We start from the raw sequence: 18,549 nt of genomic DNA on the forward strand, positions 1-18,549 counted from the left end.
GACCAGCAGCGTGGCCGAGCTGAGCACGTCCTCGATGGTGGCGGCGGACGTCGTGTGGTCCAAGTCGATGGTGTCGCCGTCGCGCAGCCGGGCGGCGTCCGGGTTTGGCCCGGGTCGCACGGCGACGAAGATATCGCCGAGTGGTGTCGCCGAACGCAACTCGGCAATGGTGTCGGCGTACAGCGGCGTGTCGCCGCTGACCTTCATCCTCACGCGTGCCGCGAAGTCTTGGGCGTCGATGGATTCGACTTCGCCGACGTCGGCGCCGTTGAGCTTCACCTTCGCTTTCACGGGCAGGTTCGTCGCGTTGGCGAACACGGCTGTCACCGTGATGTTCCCGTCGATATGGCCGGGCGCGGGCAGCGGAACGCTGCCGAGCCCGGTTGCACAGCCGGCCAACACGACCGTCAATCCGGCCGCGCACACTGCGCGGGCCGCGGCACCTCGACGACGCGTCATCCCCCAACTCCCGCCATATGTTCGAGCATGCCCGTCATTCCGTCCACGAAGAAGGTGGTGCCGAACTCGGGCGCATTATCGGCGACGGTCCCCGTCGCACAGCCCAAGTCTTTGAGGCCGGCCAGATTGCAGATCTCCTTGGCCATCTGGCCGTTGAGCAGAAGTTTGTCGAGGGTGGGGTGCAGCCGCAGGGTGTTGCCGTTGCGGTCCACCGCGTTGTAGATGTTGGTGCCCACCAGCGGTAAAACGTCGATGATCTCTTCGAGTTCGCGGTGGTAGTCGGTGAGCGTGCCGGTGAGGTCGCCAAAATCACCGACGGTGTCTTTGAGCTTGTCGCGGTTCTTCTCCAGCAGCGCGGTGGCCTGGTCGAGGATCTGGTTGATCTTGGCGCCGGTGCTGCCCGCACCGAGGTTCTCGGCGGCGACGACATCGCTGAGTGTGCGGACGTTCGAACCGAACTCCCTGATCGCGGTGTCGTTGTCCGCGGCGGCCTGGGTCAGGTCGGCGAGGCTGGTCGCGATCGACTGAACCGTCTCCTTGGTGGCGGCCCCGTCATCCCCGCTGAGCCGCAGTGCCTGGGACAGTTGGTCGAGGGCCGCCTTGATGTCCGGTCCGCTGCCGGAGGAGATCTTGGCGCCGATCCCGATCAGGTTGCCGAGTGGGCCCTGGCCCTGGTTGTCGCCGCCCAAGGCGCGGGACAGCTTGTCGGCCATGGCCAGGGTGCGATCGAATTCGACGGGTGTTCTGGTGCGGGGAAGGCTGACGACGTCCCCGTCACGCAGCGTGGGTCCGCCACCGTACGCGGGTGTCAGCTCGATGTGCCGGTCGGTCAGGATGGACGTGTTGACGGTGACCGCCTGAACGTCCGCGGGTATCTTGACGTCCTTGTCGATGACGAACTTCACCTCGACGTAGCTGTCCGTGGGGGTGATCTTCGTGACCTTCCCTACCCGCATGCCCAGCACCGAGACCGCGTTGCCCTCGTAGAGCCCGACGGCGTTCTCGAACTGCGCGGTCACCGTCAGCGGCCGGTGCCGTTCCCCGGAAGTGAGGTACCAGAGGACGATCCCGGCGAATGCGACAACGGCGAGCCCGATAGCGATCGGCTTGGCGTGGGTAAAGTGGCGGCTCATCGCGGTAGCCTCGCTGGGTCCGGTGGCGGCCAACCAGGAAATGGATCCGCCGTGGGTTGGCAATCGGTGAAGTATTGCGCCAGCCCGAACTGTTGGGCGCGTCCACTGAGCGCACACATCCACGAGTCGACGAGTATCCCGGCGGGCAGATTGATATCGAGCGCCGTGCCGCTGCCGCTGGCGTTGGCGAGATTGCGGAAGGCCACCGGCATCACCTGCAGCGTGTCGCGGACCAGCGCGTCGTGTTGGGCGGCCATCTGGGCGAATTGCTGAAGGTTGGCCAGTAGTTCGTTGAACGCGGGTTCGTCGTCGAGGATCGTCTTCAAGGTGTCGACCAACGCCGTGGTGCCTGCGAACAGTCGGTGCACCACGGTCTGCCGGGACGTGACGGTCTGCAGTAGATCCCGGCCCTGGATCACCAGTGCGCCCAGGTCTGCCTTCTGGTCGCGGATCACCCGGGTGATCGTGTCCACGTTCTTGAGCAGCGAGCCGATCTGGTCGCGACGCGAAGCGACCACCGCCGCCAGGGATTTGACGTTCTGCAGGGCCTGCGGGAGCGCCTCGGGGACACCGGTGAGGCCGTCGCTCAGTTCGGACAGCGACGCGGCGACGCGGTCGGCGTCGACTTGTTCGAAGGTGGTCGTCGCGTCAGCCAGCGTGTCCTGCAGGTTGTAGGGCACCGACGTGTGGGCCAGCGCGATGGTGCGGGACGGGAGTTCGCCGTCACCGGCCGGGGACAACTCGAGGTAGCGGCGCCCCAGCAGGGTGGTCAGTTTGATGGCGGCCCGTGACTGGTTGCCCACCCGTACCCCGTTGCGGACGGTGAACGTCACCGTGACGTGGTTGCCGGTGAGGGCGACGTCCGTCACCGCGCCCACCTCGATTCCCGCCACGGTGACCTGGTCACCGGAATTGACCTGGGCGGCCTGGGCAAACTCGGCCCGATACTCGCGGTGGCCCAGAGACAATTTGCCGATGCCGACGATTGCGGTGATCACCACGGCCAGCACCGCAACGGTGACGGTCCCCACCCAGATGGCGTTGTACTCCTCGAGCGGGCGTTTCAGTCGGAGCAGCATCGCATCCCTACCTGCAGATCGGCGAATGTTGGACGATGTTGCCCGGTGACGCGAGCCGGACGATACCGGGGATCAGCCGCCCCAGGAACGCGAAGATCGTGGCGTTGATGTCGCAGATGTAGCCGTCAATGTAGCTGCCGTCCTGGGATGCTCGAGCCAGACCTTTGAGAACCAGGACAAGATTTGCGCCGTAATGGGCGAACCGCTGCCGTCCCTCGCCGGTGAGATGACCGATGAAGCCGGGCTCGCGGTGAAGCAGTTCGTCCAGGTCGGGATAGACGGCGGCCATGATCGTCGACAGCCGATCGATCGCCTGGGTGATCGAACCGGTCGAGGCCGTCAACTCGTCGCGCCGGGTGGCCAGTGTCGCCAAGGCGGTGCGGGAGTAGTCGATTACGGCTTGCAGGTCGCGGTCTTGGCGGGCCAGGATCGCGGTCACCTCGTTGAGATTGCCGATGACGTCACCGAGAACCTGATCGGGCCCGGCGAGCGACTCGGCCAACGCCGACGTCTGGTTGATCACCGTCACCACCGACGCGGAATCACCTTGTAACGCTTGGATGATGCCGGCGGTCAGGTTGTCCACTTGTTGCGGGCTCAATAGGGTGAACAGCGGCTCGAATCCGTTGAGTAGATACGAGATATCGAACGACGGGTGGGTGCGCTCGACGGGGATGCTTCCGCGATCGGGTAACCGGGTGTGGGAGTGAGAGGCTCCGGGGGAGAGGCCGAGGTAGCGCTGGCCGATGATGTTCTGATAGGTCACCGCCGCGGTGGTGTCGTCGTAGAGGACTTGGGTCTTCGGCACTCGGAACGTGATCTTCGCGAGGGTGCCATCCAAGTCGACGCTGTCGACACGTCCCACCCGAACACCAGCGGTGCGGACATCGTCACCGGCGTGCAGACCGGAGATGTCGGTGAACACCGCGGTGTAGGTGTTCGTCGGACCGCTGACTTCGCGGCGCAGGGTGACCAGCACCAGCCACGTCGCGGTGCTGGACACCACCAGGAATACGCTCAGACCGAGTAGCGCCTTGCGGTATCTCATTTGCCACCACCGGTGCTTGTCCTAAGCCGTACCGCGGCGCCGCGCACCACCGGCGCGAGCAGAATCTGGGTTGCACTGGTGACCGGGTCGCCCATAATGACCTCCAGTTGCTGCTTCTCCGTGCTGCTGCCGACCGGTCCGACGTTGCCGCCGATCACCGCCGCCTGGGGCTGCGCGGGACCCGGTGGGGGCGGCGGTAGTCCCTCGGGCGGCAGACTCTCGGTGGGCGGCACGGGCTCGGGTGATTCCACCCCCGGGGCGTCGTCCGGCGCTGCGACCGAGCCCCGGGGCGGCGCGAAATTGGGCCGGTTCTCTGAAACTCCGGGAGGCAGCGGAAACCCGCGGGATTCAAGCGAGGGTGCCAGCGCTGGCGCCGTCGGGACCTCGGGAGCGGTCAAGCAACTGGGTCCGGCCATGTCGCCGTAGCGCGGGCAGTCCGCCCGCACATAGGACCGGGTGGGGTTCAATGAGACGACGGCTTTGGCTTGGAGCTGGTTGGTGTCGGGATTCCACGCGATGTCCATGACCCGGCTGACCAGTGTCGTCAGCCGGGTAGAGATCGCGTGCAGGGTGTCGGCGTGATCGCTGAGAACGCCGACCACCGGTGTCAGCTGCGAGGAGATGTCGATCATCCGGTCGGTGTTGTGGTCGAAGGCATCGCCGAGCACTCCGACGGTGCCCAACGCGGACGACAGCAGATGCGTGAGAACCGACCGCTTTTCGGCGAGTGTGCGCATCGGTTGGACGGCGCCGTCGAGGGCGTCGAGAAGCTCCGGCGCGGCTTGCCCCAGCGCCGAGGTCGCGGCGGTGAGCGCGGACATTGTCGACGGCCCCACCTCGTCGCCGGTGACGACGGTGTTGAGCTCGTCGACGATCTCGTTGAGACCACGGCCGGCGTCCCGGAGCCGGTTGCCACGGCCGCTGGTGGCCTCGCCCAACGCGGTCAGCCATCCGACGCTGTCGGCGGTGGGCTGACGGCCCACGGACGCGAGTACTTGACGGAATTTGTTCAACGTGGTCTGGAACAGCACGGTCGGCAAGGTCTTGTCTTCGGTTATCACCATGCCGGATCGCACCGGTGCTGAGCGTGTGCCGTTGTCCACCAGCTGCACGGACGACACCGCGAACACGTTGGACGGCACCACGCGGGCGGTCACGGTGTCCGGAATGCCGGGGGCGTACTCCGGGCTGAGGTCAAGACGCACGATGTTGGGGTGGCCCGCCGACGCGGGAGTGACCGCTGACACGAACCCGACGAGCACACCGCGGAACTTCACGTCGGACTTCACCGGCAGGCCGTCGCCGACGTTGACCAGTTCGGCGCTGACCCGCACGGAATGCTGCAGGGCGCCTTGGGATTGTGCGATCAGCAGGGTCACGGCGACCGTGACAATCACCAGCAGGACCAGACCGGTGACGAACAATCGGGGGTTGGACGGGCCGCGGTCATTGGCGTCGAACGCATTGGGCATCGTCAGCCACCGAACCTTGCCCCGGCGTTGACGCCCCACATCGCCATCGTCAGCAGCGCGTTCAAGATGATCACCACGGTGATGGTGGCCCGCATCGCGTGGCCGGCCGCCACCCCCACCCCCTGCGGTCCGCCCGAAGCGTAATAGCCGTAGTAGCACTGAATGACCGCAGCGAAGAACACAAAAACGACCCCTTTGATCGTCGCGTAGAAGACGTCGCGCCCGCTGCTGAACAACGCAAAGTAGTGCCGGTAGGTACCGGCAGAGGTGTCGGCGATCATGCTGACCACGACCTGCGCGGAAAGGTATGCCGCTGCCAGGCAGACCAGGAACAGCGGAATGGCAGCCACCACCGACGCCGCGACCCGGGTGGTGACCAGGTAGGGAATCGGTTTGATCACCAGCGCATCCATCGCGTCGATCTCTTCAGCGATGCGCATGGCGCCCAGTTGGGCGGTGAAACGGCAACCGGCCTGGGTCGTGAACGCGATAGCGATCATCACGGGCACCAATTCGCGGGTCGAGCCCCACGAGGACAGCAGCCCGGTGGCCGGGCCCAGACCCAGCAGATTCAGCGCGTTGTAGCCCTCGATCGCGAGGAGTGCGCCGGCGGTGATCCCCAACACCACCGACACGCCCATCGTGCCGCCGCCCACCACCAGCGCGCCGTTGCCCCAGGCGATGTCGCAGAGATTGCGGATGAACTCCCGACGGTAGCGGGCCAGCATGACGGGGACCGCCACCACGACCCGCCAAATGAAGTCCAGCAGGTGGCCTGCCCGGGCGATGGGCAGCCACGCATAGTCGGCCGCTCGAAGGATTTGGCGGACCGCAAAGGGGCGGTAGATGGCTACGGTCATCGCGGTTACAAGCTCGCTTTGGGGAACAGCAGCAGATACAGCTGGCTCATGCCGACGTTGACGATCATCAACAGCAGGATGGATTCGACCACTGCGGCGTTGACCGAGTTCGCGACCCCCGCCGGCCCACCGCGGGTGTCCAAGCCCTTGTGGCAGGCCACGACCGCGACGATCGCGCCGAACGCGATGGCCTTGGCCAGGGCCAGGACCAGGTCATCGACGGTCGCGAACGAGGCGAAGGTCGCGACAAACGAACCCGGGGTGCCGTTCTGCATGTACACGTTGAACAGGTAGCCGACGAAGAAGCCGGCGCATGTCGCCAGGCCGGTCAGCGCGACCCCGACCAAAATGAGCGCGGCGAAGCGGGGCACGACGAGCCGGCGGATCACCGAAACCCCCATCACCTCCATCGCGTCCACTTCTTCGCGCATCGTCCGGGAGCCCAGGTCCGAGCTCACCGCTGAGCCGACCGCCGCGGCGAGCAATATCGCCGCCACCAGGGGAGCGCCTTGCCGGATTACCACCAGCCCGTTGGCCGCACCCGAAAGCGACTCGGCGCCGACTTGCCCGGCCAGTACGGCGAACTGAATGGACAGCGTCACCCCGACCGGGATCGTCACCAGGAGGGTGGGCAGCAAGGCGGTACCCGCCATAAACGCGGCCTGCTTGACGAACTCCGATACGGCGAAGCGTCCGGTGCACAAGTCGATGAACAGATACTGCACGGTGCGGATACCGAGGGTTGTCTGACCGCCTACCGTGCCCAGTGATTGCAGTGGATGCGACTGGATGTAGGACCGAACCCACGCTCCGACCTCGGTGACCGCCCAACCCCCGTCGATATCTTCTTCCCGCTCCGATGTGACAGTCAGCGGACCCTCCCAGTTCTGCTCGGCGATCGCGTCCCGAAAGGCGCCGCCGGGCGCAAGGCGATGACCGACCTGCGGACGACGACGGTTCCTCGTAGCAACAGCGGTATGCCGAAGATCTCGGCATTACGGACCCAATATTTGGTTTCGTCAGCGGAGCCTATCGTGCGATCAGGGTGCGGTCAACGGTTGGATTCCGCATCCGCCGGCGGCGCGTTGTTGTTCGGTATGGCAGCGTTGTCCACGGCTGGAGGGCCGCCAATCGACTACCGCCTGATCGGTGCCATCGACGATCGACGGCGCTGACGCGCGGGGCAATTCTTTGGTTAATGGTCCGCGAACGGTTGGTTCGGTACGCCCGGGAACAGTGGAGCGGTGGGCCCCGCGGTCACCCACCCGCCGAGCTTGGTGGCCAGATGGGGCGCGAAGACCGCCCCGTACAGCGCGTTCCCGATCACGACGACCGCGATGACGGATAGCACCGACGATTGCAGCCGACTGGTCGACCGTTTGTCGGCCCACACCTCGATGACGTTGCGCCCCTCCGCGTCCGTCCGGCCGAGCAGGTAGGTGAAGACCATCATTTGCACACCCATGGCCAGGGCGTCGTAGATCGGGTACTGGTACTTGGTGCCCTCCGACAGCGCTAGTCCGGGAATCACATAGCCGTAGTGGAAGATGCCCAGCCGGGCCCCCAGGATCGCGTTGAACAGGAAGGCCCAGCAGAACCCGACAACGAGGCCCACGCTGAGCAGGGTGATGGGTCTGCGCCACTGGAGCTTCGCGGACAGCCAGCGGCCGAGTGTTGCGCCGAGCACGGCGGGCAGCACGAAGTAGGAGATGTAGCCGACGGGGACGGGCGAGGGCAGGCCGCCCCACGTCATGTTCAACGGCCACCAGGACGGCATGCGGGGTAGCGCGGGCGGGAACTGCGCATACATCGCCCAGTCGTAGGGCGCCTCGATCCACGAGAACGAGATCGCCGAGACGCACAGCAGTAGTAGCGGGTGCAGGCGCCGTTGCCGAACGGTGAGGTACCCGCCGATGATCACAAACCCGATGCCACCGACGTAGGCGAAGGCAATGCCCGCCGTCAGCAGGGGAGTCAATCCGGTGCTCATCGCTCGGTCTCCGGCCGCTGAGTGCGGCGCGCTTCGGGATCGTAATGCAGCACGACGCCAAACAGCAGGGCGATCAATCCGAATAGTGTGCCCAGCATGATGAGAGCGCCCACGTCCCAGCCTCTTTCGATACGAGCTCGATCTGTGGATAGTGGCGACTATCCTAAATGTAGATAGTGGCGGCTATCTTGAAGGGCGTCAAGAGTCGAGCGCGGTTCGAGGAGTGAAACAACGGTGCCCCAGCGACCTCCGGCCAAGAAGCCGCGCGCCACGGCCCCGGCGATGCGCAGGCCCCGTGGCGCACCGCGGCGCCTGCTGCTCGACGCCGCCCGGGTCCTCTTCGCCTGCCGGGACTACCGCAGCACCACGACGCGGGAGATCGCCGAGGCGGCCGGCGTCACCGAGGCGCTGCTGTTCCGCCACTTCGGGTCGAAGGCGGCGCTGTTCCGCGAGGCGCTCGTCCTGCCCTTCACCGGCTTCATCGACGAGTTCGGGCGAACCTGGCGGTCGGTCGTCCCCGAGGAGACCAGCGAGGATGAGTTGGCCCGCCACTTTGTCGGCCAGCTCTATGACGTGTTCGTCGAACACCAGGGCCTGCTGGTGACCCTCATGGCCGCGGATGCGCTCAGCGAAGAGGAAATGGCCGACACCGGTATTGCCGACATCCGGCGAGCGCTCACCGTGCTGGGCCAGATCAGCGCCGAGGGGATGAACTTGCGCGCGATCGGGTCGGCCCACCCCGACCTGCCGGCCCATTCCACGGTGGCGATGATCGCGGGGATGGCGGCCTTGCGGTCGACCTACTTCGGGCCCAATCCGCCGTCGCGGGAGGTGATCGTTGAGGAGCTCACCCAGGCGAGCCTGCACGGCTTTCTGCACCGCACCGAGTGAACACGACCCGCGCTGTCGCGCATTGACACTCCCGGGCGGGCGCCGGTACCGTCACCACCCAAATATTTGTTCCAATTCGGTTCCGCTGAAGGGACACGACAATGACGGGCGCCAGCGCGGTCGAGTTGTACTACGACCCATTCGACGTCGGCATCGACGACAACCCTTACCCGGTGTGGCAGCGCATGCGCGAAGAAACGCCGCTGTACTACAACGAAAAGTACAACTTCTATGCGCTGAGCCGGTACGAGGACGTGGCCCGTGAGCTGCCGAACTGGGAGACCTACCGGTCCGGCCGCGGCACCACCGCCGACATCTTGTTCAACAACCTGGAAGTCCCGCCGGGCATTCTGCTGTTTGAGGATCCGCCGCTGCACGATCTGCACCGCCGCCTGCTGTCGCGCGTCTTCACCCCGCGACGCATGCTGGCGGTCGAGGACCTGGTCCGTGGATTCTGTGCCCGGGAGTTGGATCCGCTCATCGGCGCCGGCGGGTTCGACTTCATCGCCGACCTGGGGGCGATGATGCCGATGCGCACTATCGGCTATCTGCTGGGCATCCCCGAGCAGGACCAAGAGGCGATCCGGGATCGCAACGGAGCCTTCATCGACGTGGCAGCGGGCCGAAAACCCGGTGAAGTGAATGCGAATATGTTCGCCGACACCATCGTCATGTTCGCCGAGTACATCGAGTGGCGGGCGAACCATCCCTCCGATGACCTGATGACCGAGCTGCTGCGGGCCGAGATCGACGAACCCGACGGTACCCGGCGCCCGCTGTCGCGCACCGAGGTGCTGTCCTACACCGCGATGATCGCCGGCGCCGGCAACGAGACCACCGCCCGGCTGATCGGGTTCATGGGGCAACTGCTGTCGGATCACCCGGAGCAACGCCGCGAACTGGTGACCGATCCAGCCCTGATCCCGGGCGCGATCGAAGAAACCCTGCGCTACGAAGCACCGTCCCCGGTGCAGGCCCGCTACGTCGCCCGCGACGCCGAGCACTACGGCCGCCTGGTTCCGGAAGGGTCGTTCATGTTGCTGTTGAACGGTTCTGCCAACCGCGACCCACGACACTTCGCCGACCCGGACCGCTTCGACATGCACCGCCGCGGCGGCCACCTCAGCTTCGGCCAGGGCCTGCACTTCTGTCTCGGCTCGGCCCTGGCCCGGCTGGAGGCGCGGGTGGCCTTCGAAGAAGTGCTCAAGCGCTGGCCCGAGTGGGACGTCGACTACGCCAACGCCGAACGCGCGCACACCGCCAGCGTGCGCGGCTGGGCGCGGCTACCGGTGGTGACCCGATAATGCTGGTGACGCTCACCGGCGGGGCTATCCGGCCGCGCTACTGAAATCGACGTCCAGATTGGCATATAGCCCCGAGAAAGGGGTTGTTCGGCCGTTTAGACGTCGATTTCAGCAGAGACGCCCACGCCGAGCCGTTCGCATACGCCGAACACCTCGTCGAAGATCGAGGCCGGCACCGTGAACGGTTCGGTCGCGGACACCTCGGCCAGGTGCGCGGCGATGTCCTCGGCGGTGGGGGTGCTGCCCGGCTCGGCGAGCCAGCCCGGTCCGAGGCCGACGAAGACACGGGCGAACCGGCCGGCGCACGCCGAGTAGTTGTGGTGGGTGACCGTGCAAGCGCGACTGGCGAGGTGCACCACGATCGGCACTACCAACTCGGGCCGGATCACCTTCAAGAAGCCGGTTTCTTCGAGGGTTTTCGGGTCGGCGACGGTTTCGGTGACCATCCGCGAAAACCCGAAGGGCAGCACCGTATTGGCCAAGATGCCGTGCGGCGCACCTTCGATCGCGAGGACGTTGGCCAGCCCGACTAGGCCGGCCTTGGCCGCGGCATAGTGCGCTTCCAGCGGCTGGCCGAACAACCCGCCCGAGGACGAGATGAACACGAACCGGCCGTGGCCCTGCTTCTTCATGACGCGGTACGCGGGCTGGCTTAGATAGAAGCCGCCGTCGAGGTGCACCCGCAACATGTGCCGCCAGTCCTCGGTGGACAACTCCTCGAACGGAATGCTGGTGAAGATGCCTGCGTTGCTGACCACCGCGTCTAGGCGACCGAATCGCTCGACAGCGGTCGCAACGATCGCTTGGCCGCCCTCGCGGTTATCCACCGAATCATGGGATGCCACCGCAACGCCCCCGGCGTGGCGGATCTCGTCGACGACCAGGTCGGCCACGCTAGCGTCGGCGCCGGCGCCGTGCATCGACCCACCAAGGTCATTGACCACCACCGCGGCGCCGCGGCGGGCCAATTCGATCGCATACAGCCGGCCGAGCCCCCGACCGGCGCCGGTCACCACCACCACCTGATCCGCGAAATCGATCATCCGTCCACCTATGCCTTTGCCGATTGACTGGGATCCCGCCGGACTCTACGGTGGAACAGATATTTGGTCAACTGGTGGATGAGGAAATCCGTGGCACACCAGCCAGAAGCGATTGATGCCCTGAAGCGGTGGAACATGCTGGCATCTGCGCTATCTGGTCGCGCCCTGCAGGTGGCGGCGGCCGACGCCGGTGAGCCAACCTGGACCGACGGGACCACGATATTCGTCGACGCCGGCGCCGATCCGGCTCGCCAACTCCAGGCGGTGGCGGTGCAGGCCAGCCTGCTGGCGGCGGGAAGCCTGGAGGCCGCCCTCGTCCGGAAGCTGGCCGGGCGGCGCGCAGTGGCGACCCGCTACCTCGCGATCGAGGGGCGCCGGGCGCTGGCCGCCAATGCGGAACTGTTGCCGCCAGCAGCGGGAAAGCTCATGGACCACGAGGCCGCCGGCCGTAGCGATTCGCCCGCGACGTCGTTGGCCCTGGCCAGCGGCGATGCGGCCACCGGCGACCCGCCGGACGTGTTCGGGGTCATCCGTCCGCGAAAGCTGTTGGCCGCGACGAGGAGCCGTGCAGCAGCCGATCCGGGCAATATTCACGCGCCCCGCCGACGGCGCACTCAGCTGGTCGACCTCCGAGACGAGCACAGCGATCCCGACGACGTCACGGATGTGTTTTCCAGTCCGGTGGGCGGCGGGGGCGCGGCGGGCCGGCTGTTCACCAAGCTGCTGGCGGCGGTGCGTCGGCTGGGCGGCAACGGACCACCGGGCGCGGATGCGCCCACGCATCGCACCCGGTCGGGCACCCGCAGCGGCGCCGCGGCCGTGGTGTCAACAGCGGACGTCGCCGCCCACGATGCCGCGACGGCCGGCGACACCGCGGGAACCAGGTATCCCGAATGGGACGTGCAGCAGCACCGTTACCGGCGGGACTGGTGCACGGTGCACGAGATCGCGCCGGACCGCGAGGACCCCGCGCCGCCGCGGTTGGCCGATCGTCGCGTGCGGCGACGACTGGCCCGGCTCGGCGTGGGCTTGGATCGTTGCCACCGACAGGTGCAGGGGGACGACGTCGATCTCGATGCCGCGATCGAGGCGCGAGTCGAGGCGATCGCCGGGTCAGCGCCCGACGAAGCGGTCTACCTCGACAGCCTGCGCCGCCGACGGGATCTGTCCGTCGTGATCCTCCTCGACATCTCGGGTTCGACCGCTGAGCCGGCCGCGGCCGATCAGAGCGTGCACGAGCAACAGCGGTCGGCGGCGGCGGCGCTGACCACCGCCCTTCACGATCTGGGAGATCGGGTCGCGCTGTATGCGTTTCACTCCCAAGGCCGTTCCGCCGTGCATGTGGCACCGGTCAAGCGGTTCCACGACGCGTGGGATGCCGCCGCGCTGCGGCGACTGGGTGGGCTTCGGCCTGGTGCGTACTCACGGCTGGGCGCGGCGATCCGCCACGGCGCCATCGTCGTGGAGCGCCGCGGCGGCACGCCACGACGGCTGCTGGTCGTGCTGTCCGACGGCCTGGCCTACGACCACGGCTACGAGCGGGGCTACGGTGCCGCCGACGCGCGGCGCGCGCTCGCCGAGGCGCGGCGCCGGGGCATCGGATGTCTGTGCCTGACCGTCGGCGCCGCCACCGATGCCGAGGAGCTGCGGCGGGTCTTCGGCAGCGCCGCGCACGCGACCATTCCGCAACTGGACCAACTGAGCCGGGTGATCGGGCCGCTGTTCCGTTCGGCGCTGCGCTCAGCCGACATGCGGCGACGCGTCGCGTGACAGGAAGGATGTCGAGAAACATGGCAGGTCCGCGTCCCTACTACGTGCCGGTCGGTAACGAAGAGCGTGTGTTCAAAGCGGCGTTCCGGCAAGGGCTGTCGGTGGTGCTCAAAGGCCCCACCGGGTGCGGGAAGACGCGCTTCGTGGAGGCCATGGCCCACGACCTGGACCGGCCGCTGATCACCGTGGCCTGCCATGACGATTTAACCACCGCCGACCTGGTGGGGCGGTTCCTGCTGCGGGGCGGGGAGACCGAGTGGGTGGACGGCCCGCTGACGCGGGCGGTGCGGGAAGGCGCCATCTGCTACCTCGACGAGGTGGTGGAGGCCCGCCAGGACACCACCGTGGTGCTACACCCGCTGGCCGATCACCGCCGCCAGCTGCCGATCGAACGGCTGGGGATCACCCTCGACGCCGCACCGGGATTTTGTCTGGTGGTGTCGTATAACCCGGGCTACCAAAGCGTGCTGAAAGACCTCAAGGACTCGACGCGTCAGCGGATGGTGGCCATCGAGTTCGGTTTCCCCACACCCGACATCGAGGAGAAGATCGTCGCCTGCGAGGCCGGCGTCGATCATGACCAGGCCGTGGCACTGGTGCGGCTAGGGCAGGCGATTCGGCGCTTGGAGGATGGTGGGCTGCGTGAGGTGGCGTCCACCCGGGTGCTGATCGCCGCCGCCCGGCTGATCGCCGAGGGATTGAGCCCCCGTGCGGCGGCCGCTGCCGCCGTCGCCGGGCCCCTCACCGACGACTCGCTGGTGAGCCGCGGCCTCGCCGAGATGATCGACGCGTACCTGGCCGACCAAGCCGGGCACGGTGATTGACGGTCCGCCGGCTCCACGCTAGGGTCTGAACAAATATTAGGTTCCAAACGTGGCGAGGGTTCGCAGTGCCGCGTCAACGGAGGTGAGATGTCCTACGAGAGCACCGCGGAGCCGATCAAAATCGGTTATCTGATGGACTTCCGGCTTCCCGAAGGCTTTCCGAAGACATACTTCGAAGACCTGACCCAACCGTTCGACCTGGTGTTCAAACAAGCAGGAGAACGCGGGCTGCTGGACCGGCCGATCGAGATCATCTACCGCGAGGTGGAGGGCCTGCCCAAGGGATCGGTCAAGGCGGTGATCGACGCCTACGGCGAACTGTGCGATGAGGGCTGCCTGGTCATTTTCGGCCCGAACATCACCGACAACGTGGTGCCCACCCGCGAGGCGATCGAGGAGCGGTTCAAGGTGCCGTGTATCAGCGTCACCGGCTCCGACGCCGCGCTGGGGGAGTGGGTGTTCTCCTTCGCGATGGGATCGCTGACCGACGAGCCGATCTTCTGGTCGGACCTGCTGGCCAAGGGCGGGCACAGCGAGGTCGGTGTGCTCAAGGAGCAATCGCTCGTCGGCGAGACCTACCTGAAGAACTTCCGCGAAGCGTGCCGGCGCAAGGGTATCCGGATCGTGGCCGAAGCGTCGATCGCGCAAACCGCGCAAGACGTCTCGGCGGCGGTGCAGGCGTTACACGAAGCGAAAGTACCGGCGATCGTGCACTGCGGCTTCGGGTTTGGGATCGTGTTCATCAACCCGGCGCTGGAGGCGCTGGATTGGGACCCGCCGCGGTTCACCAGCACTGCGTTCCAGAATGCCTGGCTCAACCCGATCATGTGGAACGCGTTCATGGGCTGGGTCGGGGTCGACCAGTACGACGAGGGCAACCCGGTCGGGCAGGCGTTCCTCGACGAATACCAGCGGGCCTATGGCCGACGTCCGGAGTGGTGTGTGCCGGTGGTGAACCGCGACGTCGCGATGACGTTGGTGCGGGCGCTGAGTGACGCGCATCCGTTGAGTCCGCGCGGCGTGAAGGAGGCCCTGGAGCGGGTGAAGATGATGCCGGCGGCGTCCGGGGCGCCGGGTACCCGGGTGTCGTTCGGAAACTGGACGCGCCGGGCCTGGATGGGCGCCGGCTATCTGGTGGCCCGCAAGCTCGACCCCGACGGCGTCAACTCCCATCTCGTCGACCGCTTCGGAGAGGAATAACCGATGACTGCTGAGCAGACAGTGTCGTCCGCTACCAGTGTCGACACCCCCAAGCGGGGCTCGCCGTGGGCCGGTCTGGGAATCGTGGCCGCCCTCGCGGTGGGCTTCGCGTTTGCCTACTGCGCCCGGGTGGGTGCCGTCTCCGATCGCATCCGCAACCCCGAGGTCAGCGGCGCGCCGCGGCCGGTGGCGCCGCTGTTCGGATTTCAGCACTGGCTCGGGGTGTTGCAGGCGTTCACGATCGTCACGATGGTGATCATCATCGCTGTCTACGTGGTGGCCTGGCGTCGCCACCCGTATCACCCGGCCCTGTTGATGGGGATCGTCACGACGCTGATCGTGTGGCAGGACCCGATCATGAACTGGTCGCCGTATGCGGTGTACAACCCGCAGCTGTACCACTTGCCAGAAGACTGGCCACTGGTATCCCTGTCCCCCACGGTGGAACCCTTCCTGGTGCTGGGCTACATCATGTTCTACCTCGGCCCCTATTTCCCGGCGATCTGGATCTTGCGTCGCATTCAGGCGCGCAGTCCGGTCGACTCGTTCGTCTGGCGCCACCCGCTGATCAGCCTGGCGGTCATCATTTTGCCGATCGGGATCGTGCTGGACGCGGCGCTGGAGATGACCCTGGTCCGCACCGGGATGTACATCTACTCCCAGGTCATCCCGTTCGGTTCCGCGTTCGTCGGGGAGACCTACCAGTTCCCGTTCATCGTCGAGGTGCTGGCCGTCAACCTGGTGATGGTGCCCGCCGGGGTGCTGCTGTACCGCGACGACACCGGCCGCACCGTGGCCGAAAAGCTGGCCCAGCGGGCGAGGATCTTCGCCACCCGCCCGACCCTGGGCATGTTCGTGGTGATGCTGGCCCTGATCAACGTGGGCTACTTCTGCTACGGCGGCACGTTCGCCCTGATCAAAATGTCCCACGTCGCGACGTCGGTGGCCTGCCCGTGGCCGTATCCGGAGGCCAAAGTCTATGATCCGCAGGGCTTCTACGAGCGCAACGGGCAACCGGGGCCCTACTCGGTGGGTAAATGGTCGACCTGGCTGAGCGGCCAGCCGAACGGCCGCCCCGACGTTCAGGTGGCGGCCGACGGCACCCGCTGCAAACCGGTCCATGGCTGAGCCGCGCAGCGTCGTCATCACCGGTGCCTCGCGCGGTCTCGGGTTGGCGTCCGCCGCCCATCTCTACCGCACCGGTTGGCGGGTGGTGGCCGCGATGCGTTCGCCGGACAAGGGATTGCCGGCCCTGCGGCACGCCACCGGGGCGTCCGACGACGATGCCCGGCTGATCGGGATCCCGCTGGACCTCACCGATTCGGCCTCGGTGGCCGCCGCCGCCAAGGCGATCGAGGCGGCGGTGGGGGCACCCTACGCGGTGGTTCACAACGCCGGATTCTCCGCGGCCGGGATGGCCGAAGAGACACCGGCCGCGCTGTGGGAGCGCATGTTTGCCACCTCGGTCTTCGGTCCGGTCGCGCTGACCAATGCGCTGCTGCCGTCGATGCGGGCCGTCGGCCGAGGGCGCATCGTGCTGGTGTCCAGCCAGGGCGGGGTGCGCGGGATGCCGGCGACCGCGGCCTACTCGGCGGCCAAGGGCGCCTTGGAGCGGTGGGGCGAATCGCTGGCCTGCGAGATCTCCCCGTTCGGGTTGGGTGTCACCGTCCTGGTGACCGGGACGTATGACACCGAGATCATCACCGACGCCGGCACCACCGACTGCCGCGATTTCGCCGGGCCCTACGCGCGGCACCATGCCACCATGGACAAACGCGGCCGGTTTGCGATGAAGGTCGCGGCCCGCTCCCCGCAACGGTTCGCGGCCGGATTGGCCAAAGCCCTGGAGTCCCGGGCGCCCTTCGTCCGGCGCTCGGTCGGCCCCGACGCGCGAATGCTGTTGATCGCCAACCGGATACTTCCCGCCGCGGGGCTGCACCAGATCACCCGCGTGATGATGGGCCTGCCGCGGTTCGGTGCGTTGACGAAGGACAACCATGGCTGAGATTCCAGAATCCAAGATGATGATCGACGGCAAACTGGTCGACGGTCAGGCCGGCACGTTCGCCAACATCAACCCGGCCACCGAAGAGGTCCTCGGCGACGTCGCCGACGCGTCGGTGGCGGATATGCGCCGGGCCATCGACGCCGCCCGACGCGCGTTCGACGACACCGACTGGTCCGTCAATCACAAGTTCCGGCAACGCTGTCTGGGCCAACTGCAGGAGGCGTTGGAAGCCGAGCGGGAAGAGCTGCGCGAAGAACTCATCCGGGAAGTCGGCTGCCCGCGGGCCATCACCCACGGCCCGCAACTCGACGCGCCGCTGTCCGATGCGCTGAGATACCCGGCGGGCCTGATCGACGACTATCCGTGGGAGACCTCGCTGGGGGACGCGTTCGTCTCGGTGACCGGCGTCAACACCACCCGCAGAATCTGGCGGGAGGCCGTCGGGGTGGTCGGCGCCATCGTGCCGTGGAACTTCCCGTTCGAGGTCACCATCCACAAGATCGGTCAGGCGCTGGCCACCGGCAACACCGTCGTGCTCAAACCCGCACCCGACACCCCGTTCAACGCCACCCGCCTGGGGCGGCTGATCGCCGAAAACACCGACATCCCCGCCGGGGTGGTCAACGTGGTCACCGCCTCCGACCACCTGGTCGGTGAGGAGCTGACGGTGTCGCCGAAGGTGGACCTGATCTCGTTCACCGGGTCCACCGCGGTCGGCCAGCGGATCATGGAAAAGGGCGCGGCCACCATGAAGCGGCTGTTCCTCGAACTAGGCGGCAAATCCGCGACGATCGTGTTGGAGGACGCCGACCTCGCGTTGGGCTGCATGATGGGCATCGCGCCGTGCATGCACGCCGGCCAGGGCTGCGCCAACCCCACCCGGCTGCTGCTGCCCCGGTCCCGGTATGACGAAGGCGTCGCCCTCCTGCAGGGGATGTACGAGGGCGTCGCGCCGGGTGACCCGCAAGACCCGGCCACGCTGTGCGGCCCGGTCATCTCGGCCAAACAGCGCAGCCGCATCCGCGGCTACATCGAGCAAGGCATCGACGAAGGCGCCAAACTCCTGGTTGGGGGAGCCGAGCCGCCGGACGGGCTCGGCCGCGGATTCTTCGTCAAGCCAACGCTGTTCGTCGACGTCGACAACACGATGACGATCGCCCAAGAGGAGATCTTCGGGCCGGTGCTGGCCGTCATTCCCTACGACGACGAGGACGACGCGGTGCGCATCGCCAACGACAGCCGCTACGGGCTGGCCGGCAACGTCATGTCCGGGTCGCTGGAACACGGTCTGGCCGTGGCCAAACGCCTACGGGCGGGGTTCCTGGGCGTCAACGGCGCCGCCGGCTACGGCGCCGACACACCGTTCGGCGGGTACAAGGCCAGCGGCATCGGCCGCCAGAACGGGGTCGCCGGCTTCGACCAGTACACCGAGATCAAATCCGTCGCCTACCCGGCCGGCTAAGGAGCA

At 66.9% G+C, this 18,549-nt stretch carries 17 protein-coding genes; 8 read left to right on the forward strand and 9 right to left on the reverse strand.

Features of this window, described 5'->3' with window-relative positions; translation table 11 throughout:
• The 8 genes from BKN37_RS09800 to BKN37_RS09835 form a co-directional block, all read right to left on the reverse strand.
• On the reverse strand, window positions 1-459 hold a 459-nt coding region (locus tag BKN37_RS09800; protein WP_131823559.1), incomplete at its 3' end, for an MlaD family protein.
• Complete coding sequence (locus BKN37_RS09805) at window positions 456-1,592, reverse strand: MCE family protein (protein WP_071025008.1); 1,137 nt, start codon at window positions 1,590-1,592, stop codon at window positions 456-458. The genes BKN37_RS09800 and BKN37_RS09805, both read right to left, overlap by 4 nt.
• Window positions 1,589-2,671, reverse strand: coding sequence for an MCE family protein (locus BKN37_RS09810; RefSeq protein ID WP_071024955.1), 1,083 nt, complete (start codon window positions 2,669-2,671; stop codon window positions 1,589-1,591). Before BKN37_RS09810 ends, BKN37_RS09805 begins: the two co-directional genes overlap by 4 nt.
• A 7-nt stretch (window positions 2,672-2,678) precedes the next feature.
• Entirely contained in the window at window positions 2,679-3,719 is a 1,041-nt protein-coding gene (locus BKN37_RS09815) for an MCE family protein (protein ID WP_071024958.1), read from the reverse strand.
• Window positions 3,716-5,191, reverse strand: coding sequence for an MlaD family protein (locus tag BKN37_RS09820; RefSeq protein ID WP_071024960.1), 1,476 nt, complete (start codon window positions 5,189-5,191; stop codon window positions 3,716-3,718). Before BKN37_RS09820 ends, BKN37_RS09815 begins: the two co-directional genes overlap by 4 nt.
• A 2-nt stretch (window positions 5,192-5,193) precedes the next feature.
• Complete coding sequence (locus BKN37_RS09825; RefSeq protein ID WP_071024962.1) at window positions 5,194-6,051, reverse strand: ABC transporter permease; 858 nt, start codon at window positions 6,049-6,051, stop codon at window positions 5,194-5,196.
• Between the two features lie 5 nt (window positions 6,052-6,056).
• Entirely contained in the window at window positions 6,057-6,893 is an 837-nt protein-coding gene (locus tag BKN37_RS09830) for an MlaE family ABC transporter permease (RefSeq protein ID WP_071024965.1), read from the reverse strand.
• A 353-nt stretch (window positions 6,894-7,246) separates the two neighbouring features.
• Window positions 7,247-8,041, reverse strand: a complete 795-nt coding sequence (locus tag BKN37_RS09835) for a spirocyclase AveC family protein (protein ID WP_071024967.1) — start codon at window positions 8,039-8,041, stop codon at window positions 7,247-7,249.
• A gap of 282 nt (window positions 8,042-8,323) precedes the next feature.
• Between BKN37_RS09835 and BKN37_RS09840 the strand changes: the two genes are divergently transcribed.
• Both BKN37_RS09840 and BKN37_RS09845 read left to right on the forward strand, forming a co-directional pair.
• Window positions 8,324-8,932 (forward strand): TetR/AcrR family transcriptional regulator, encoded by a 609-nt coding sequence (locus tag BKN37_RS09840; RefSeq protein ID WP_071024970.1) that lies wholly within the window; start codon window positions 8,324-8,326, stop codon window positions 8,930-8,932.
• A gap of 101 nt (window positions 8,933-9,033) precedes the next feature.
• A complete protein-coding gene (locus tag BKN37_RS09845) occupies window positions 9,034-10,236 on the forward strand; it encodes a cytochrome P450 (protein ID WP_071024972.1) in 1,203 nt (400 codons plus the stop codon).
• Window positions 10,237-10,331: 95 nt separating this feature from the next.
• Here the strand turns inward: BKN37_RS09845 and BKN37_RS09850 are convergent, their stop codons facing one another.
• Complete coding sequence (locus BKN37_RS09850) at window positions 10,332-11,279, reverse strand: SDR family NAD(P)-dependent oxidoreductase (RefSeq protein WP_071024974.1); 948 nt, start codon at window positions 11,277-11,279, stop codon at window positions 10,332-10,334.
• A gap of 135 nt (window positions 11,280-11,414) precedes the next feature.
• On the opposite strand from BKN37_RS09850, the gene BKN37_RS09855 reads away from it, so the two are divergent.
• The 6 genes from BKN37_RS09855 (at window position 11,415) to BKN37_RS09880 (ending at window position 18,543) form a co-directional block, all read left to right on the forward strand.
• Window positions 11,415-13,049, forward strand: coding sequence for a nitric oxide reductase activation protein NorD (locus BKN37_RS09855; RefSeq protein ID WP_242657183.1), 1,635 nt, complete (start codon window positions 11,415-11,417; stop codon window positions 13,047-13,049).
• Between the two features lie 20 nt (window positions 13,050-13,069).
• On the forward strand, window positions 13,070-13,873 hold the full coding sequence (locus tag BKN37_RS09860) for a CbbQ/NirQ/NorQ/GpvN family protein (RefSeq protein ID WP_095407042.1): 804 nt from the start codon (window positions 13,070-13,072) through the stop codon (window positions 13,871-13,873).
• An 87-nt stretch (window positions 13,874-13,960) separates the two neighbouring features.
• Window positions 13,961-15,073 carry an ABC transporter substrate-binding protein gene (locus tag BKN37_RS09865; protein WP_071024980.1) on the forward strand — a complete coding sequence of 371 codons (1,113 nt, stop codon included), beginning with the start codon at window positions 13,961-13,963 and terminating at the stop codon, window positions 15,071-15,073.
• 3 nt (window positions 15,074-15,076) lie between these two features.
• Window positions 15,077-16,201 (forward strand): spirocyclase AveC family protein, encoded by a 1,125-nt coding sequence (locus BKN37_RS09870; protein ID WP_071024982.1) that lies wholly within the window; start codon window positions 15,077-15,079, stop codon window positions 16,199-16,201.
• Window positions 16,194-17,078, forward strand: coding sequence for an SDR family NAD(P)-dependent oxidoreductase (locus tag BKN37_RS09875; RefSeq protein ID WP_071024985.1), 885 nt, complete (start codon window positions 16,194-16,196; stop codon window positions 17,076-17,078). The genes BKN37_RS09870 and BKN37_RS09875 overlap by 8 nt, the downstream gene beginning before the upstream one ends.
• A 16-nt stretch (window positions 17,079-17,094) precedes the next feature.
• The gene (locus BKN37_RS09880) at window positions 17,095-18,543 is read left to right on the forward strand and encodes an aldehyde dehydrogenase family protein (protein WP_071025011.1); all 1,449 of its coding nucleotides are present in this window, start codon (window positions 17,095-17,097) and stop codon (window positions 18,541-18,543) included.
• Window positions 18,544-18,549: the final 6 nt, after the last annotated feature.

It is taken from the genome of Mycobacterium talmoniae, from assembly GCF_001854525.1.
In the GTDB taxonomy this organism is placed as follows: domain Bacteria; phylum Actinomycetota; class Actinomycetes; order Mycobacteriales; family Mycobacteriaceae; genus Mycobacterium; species Mycobacterium talmoniae.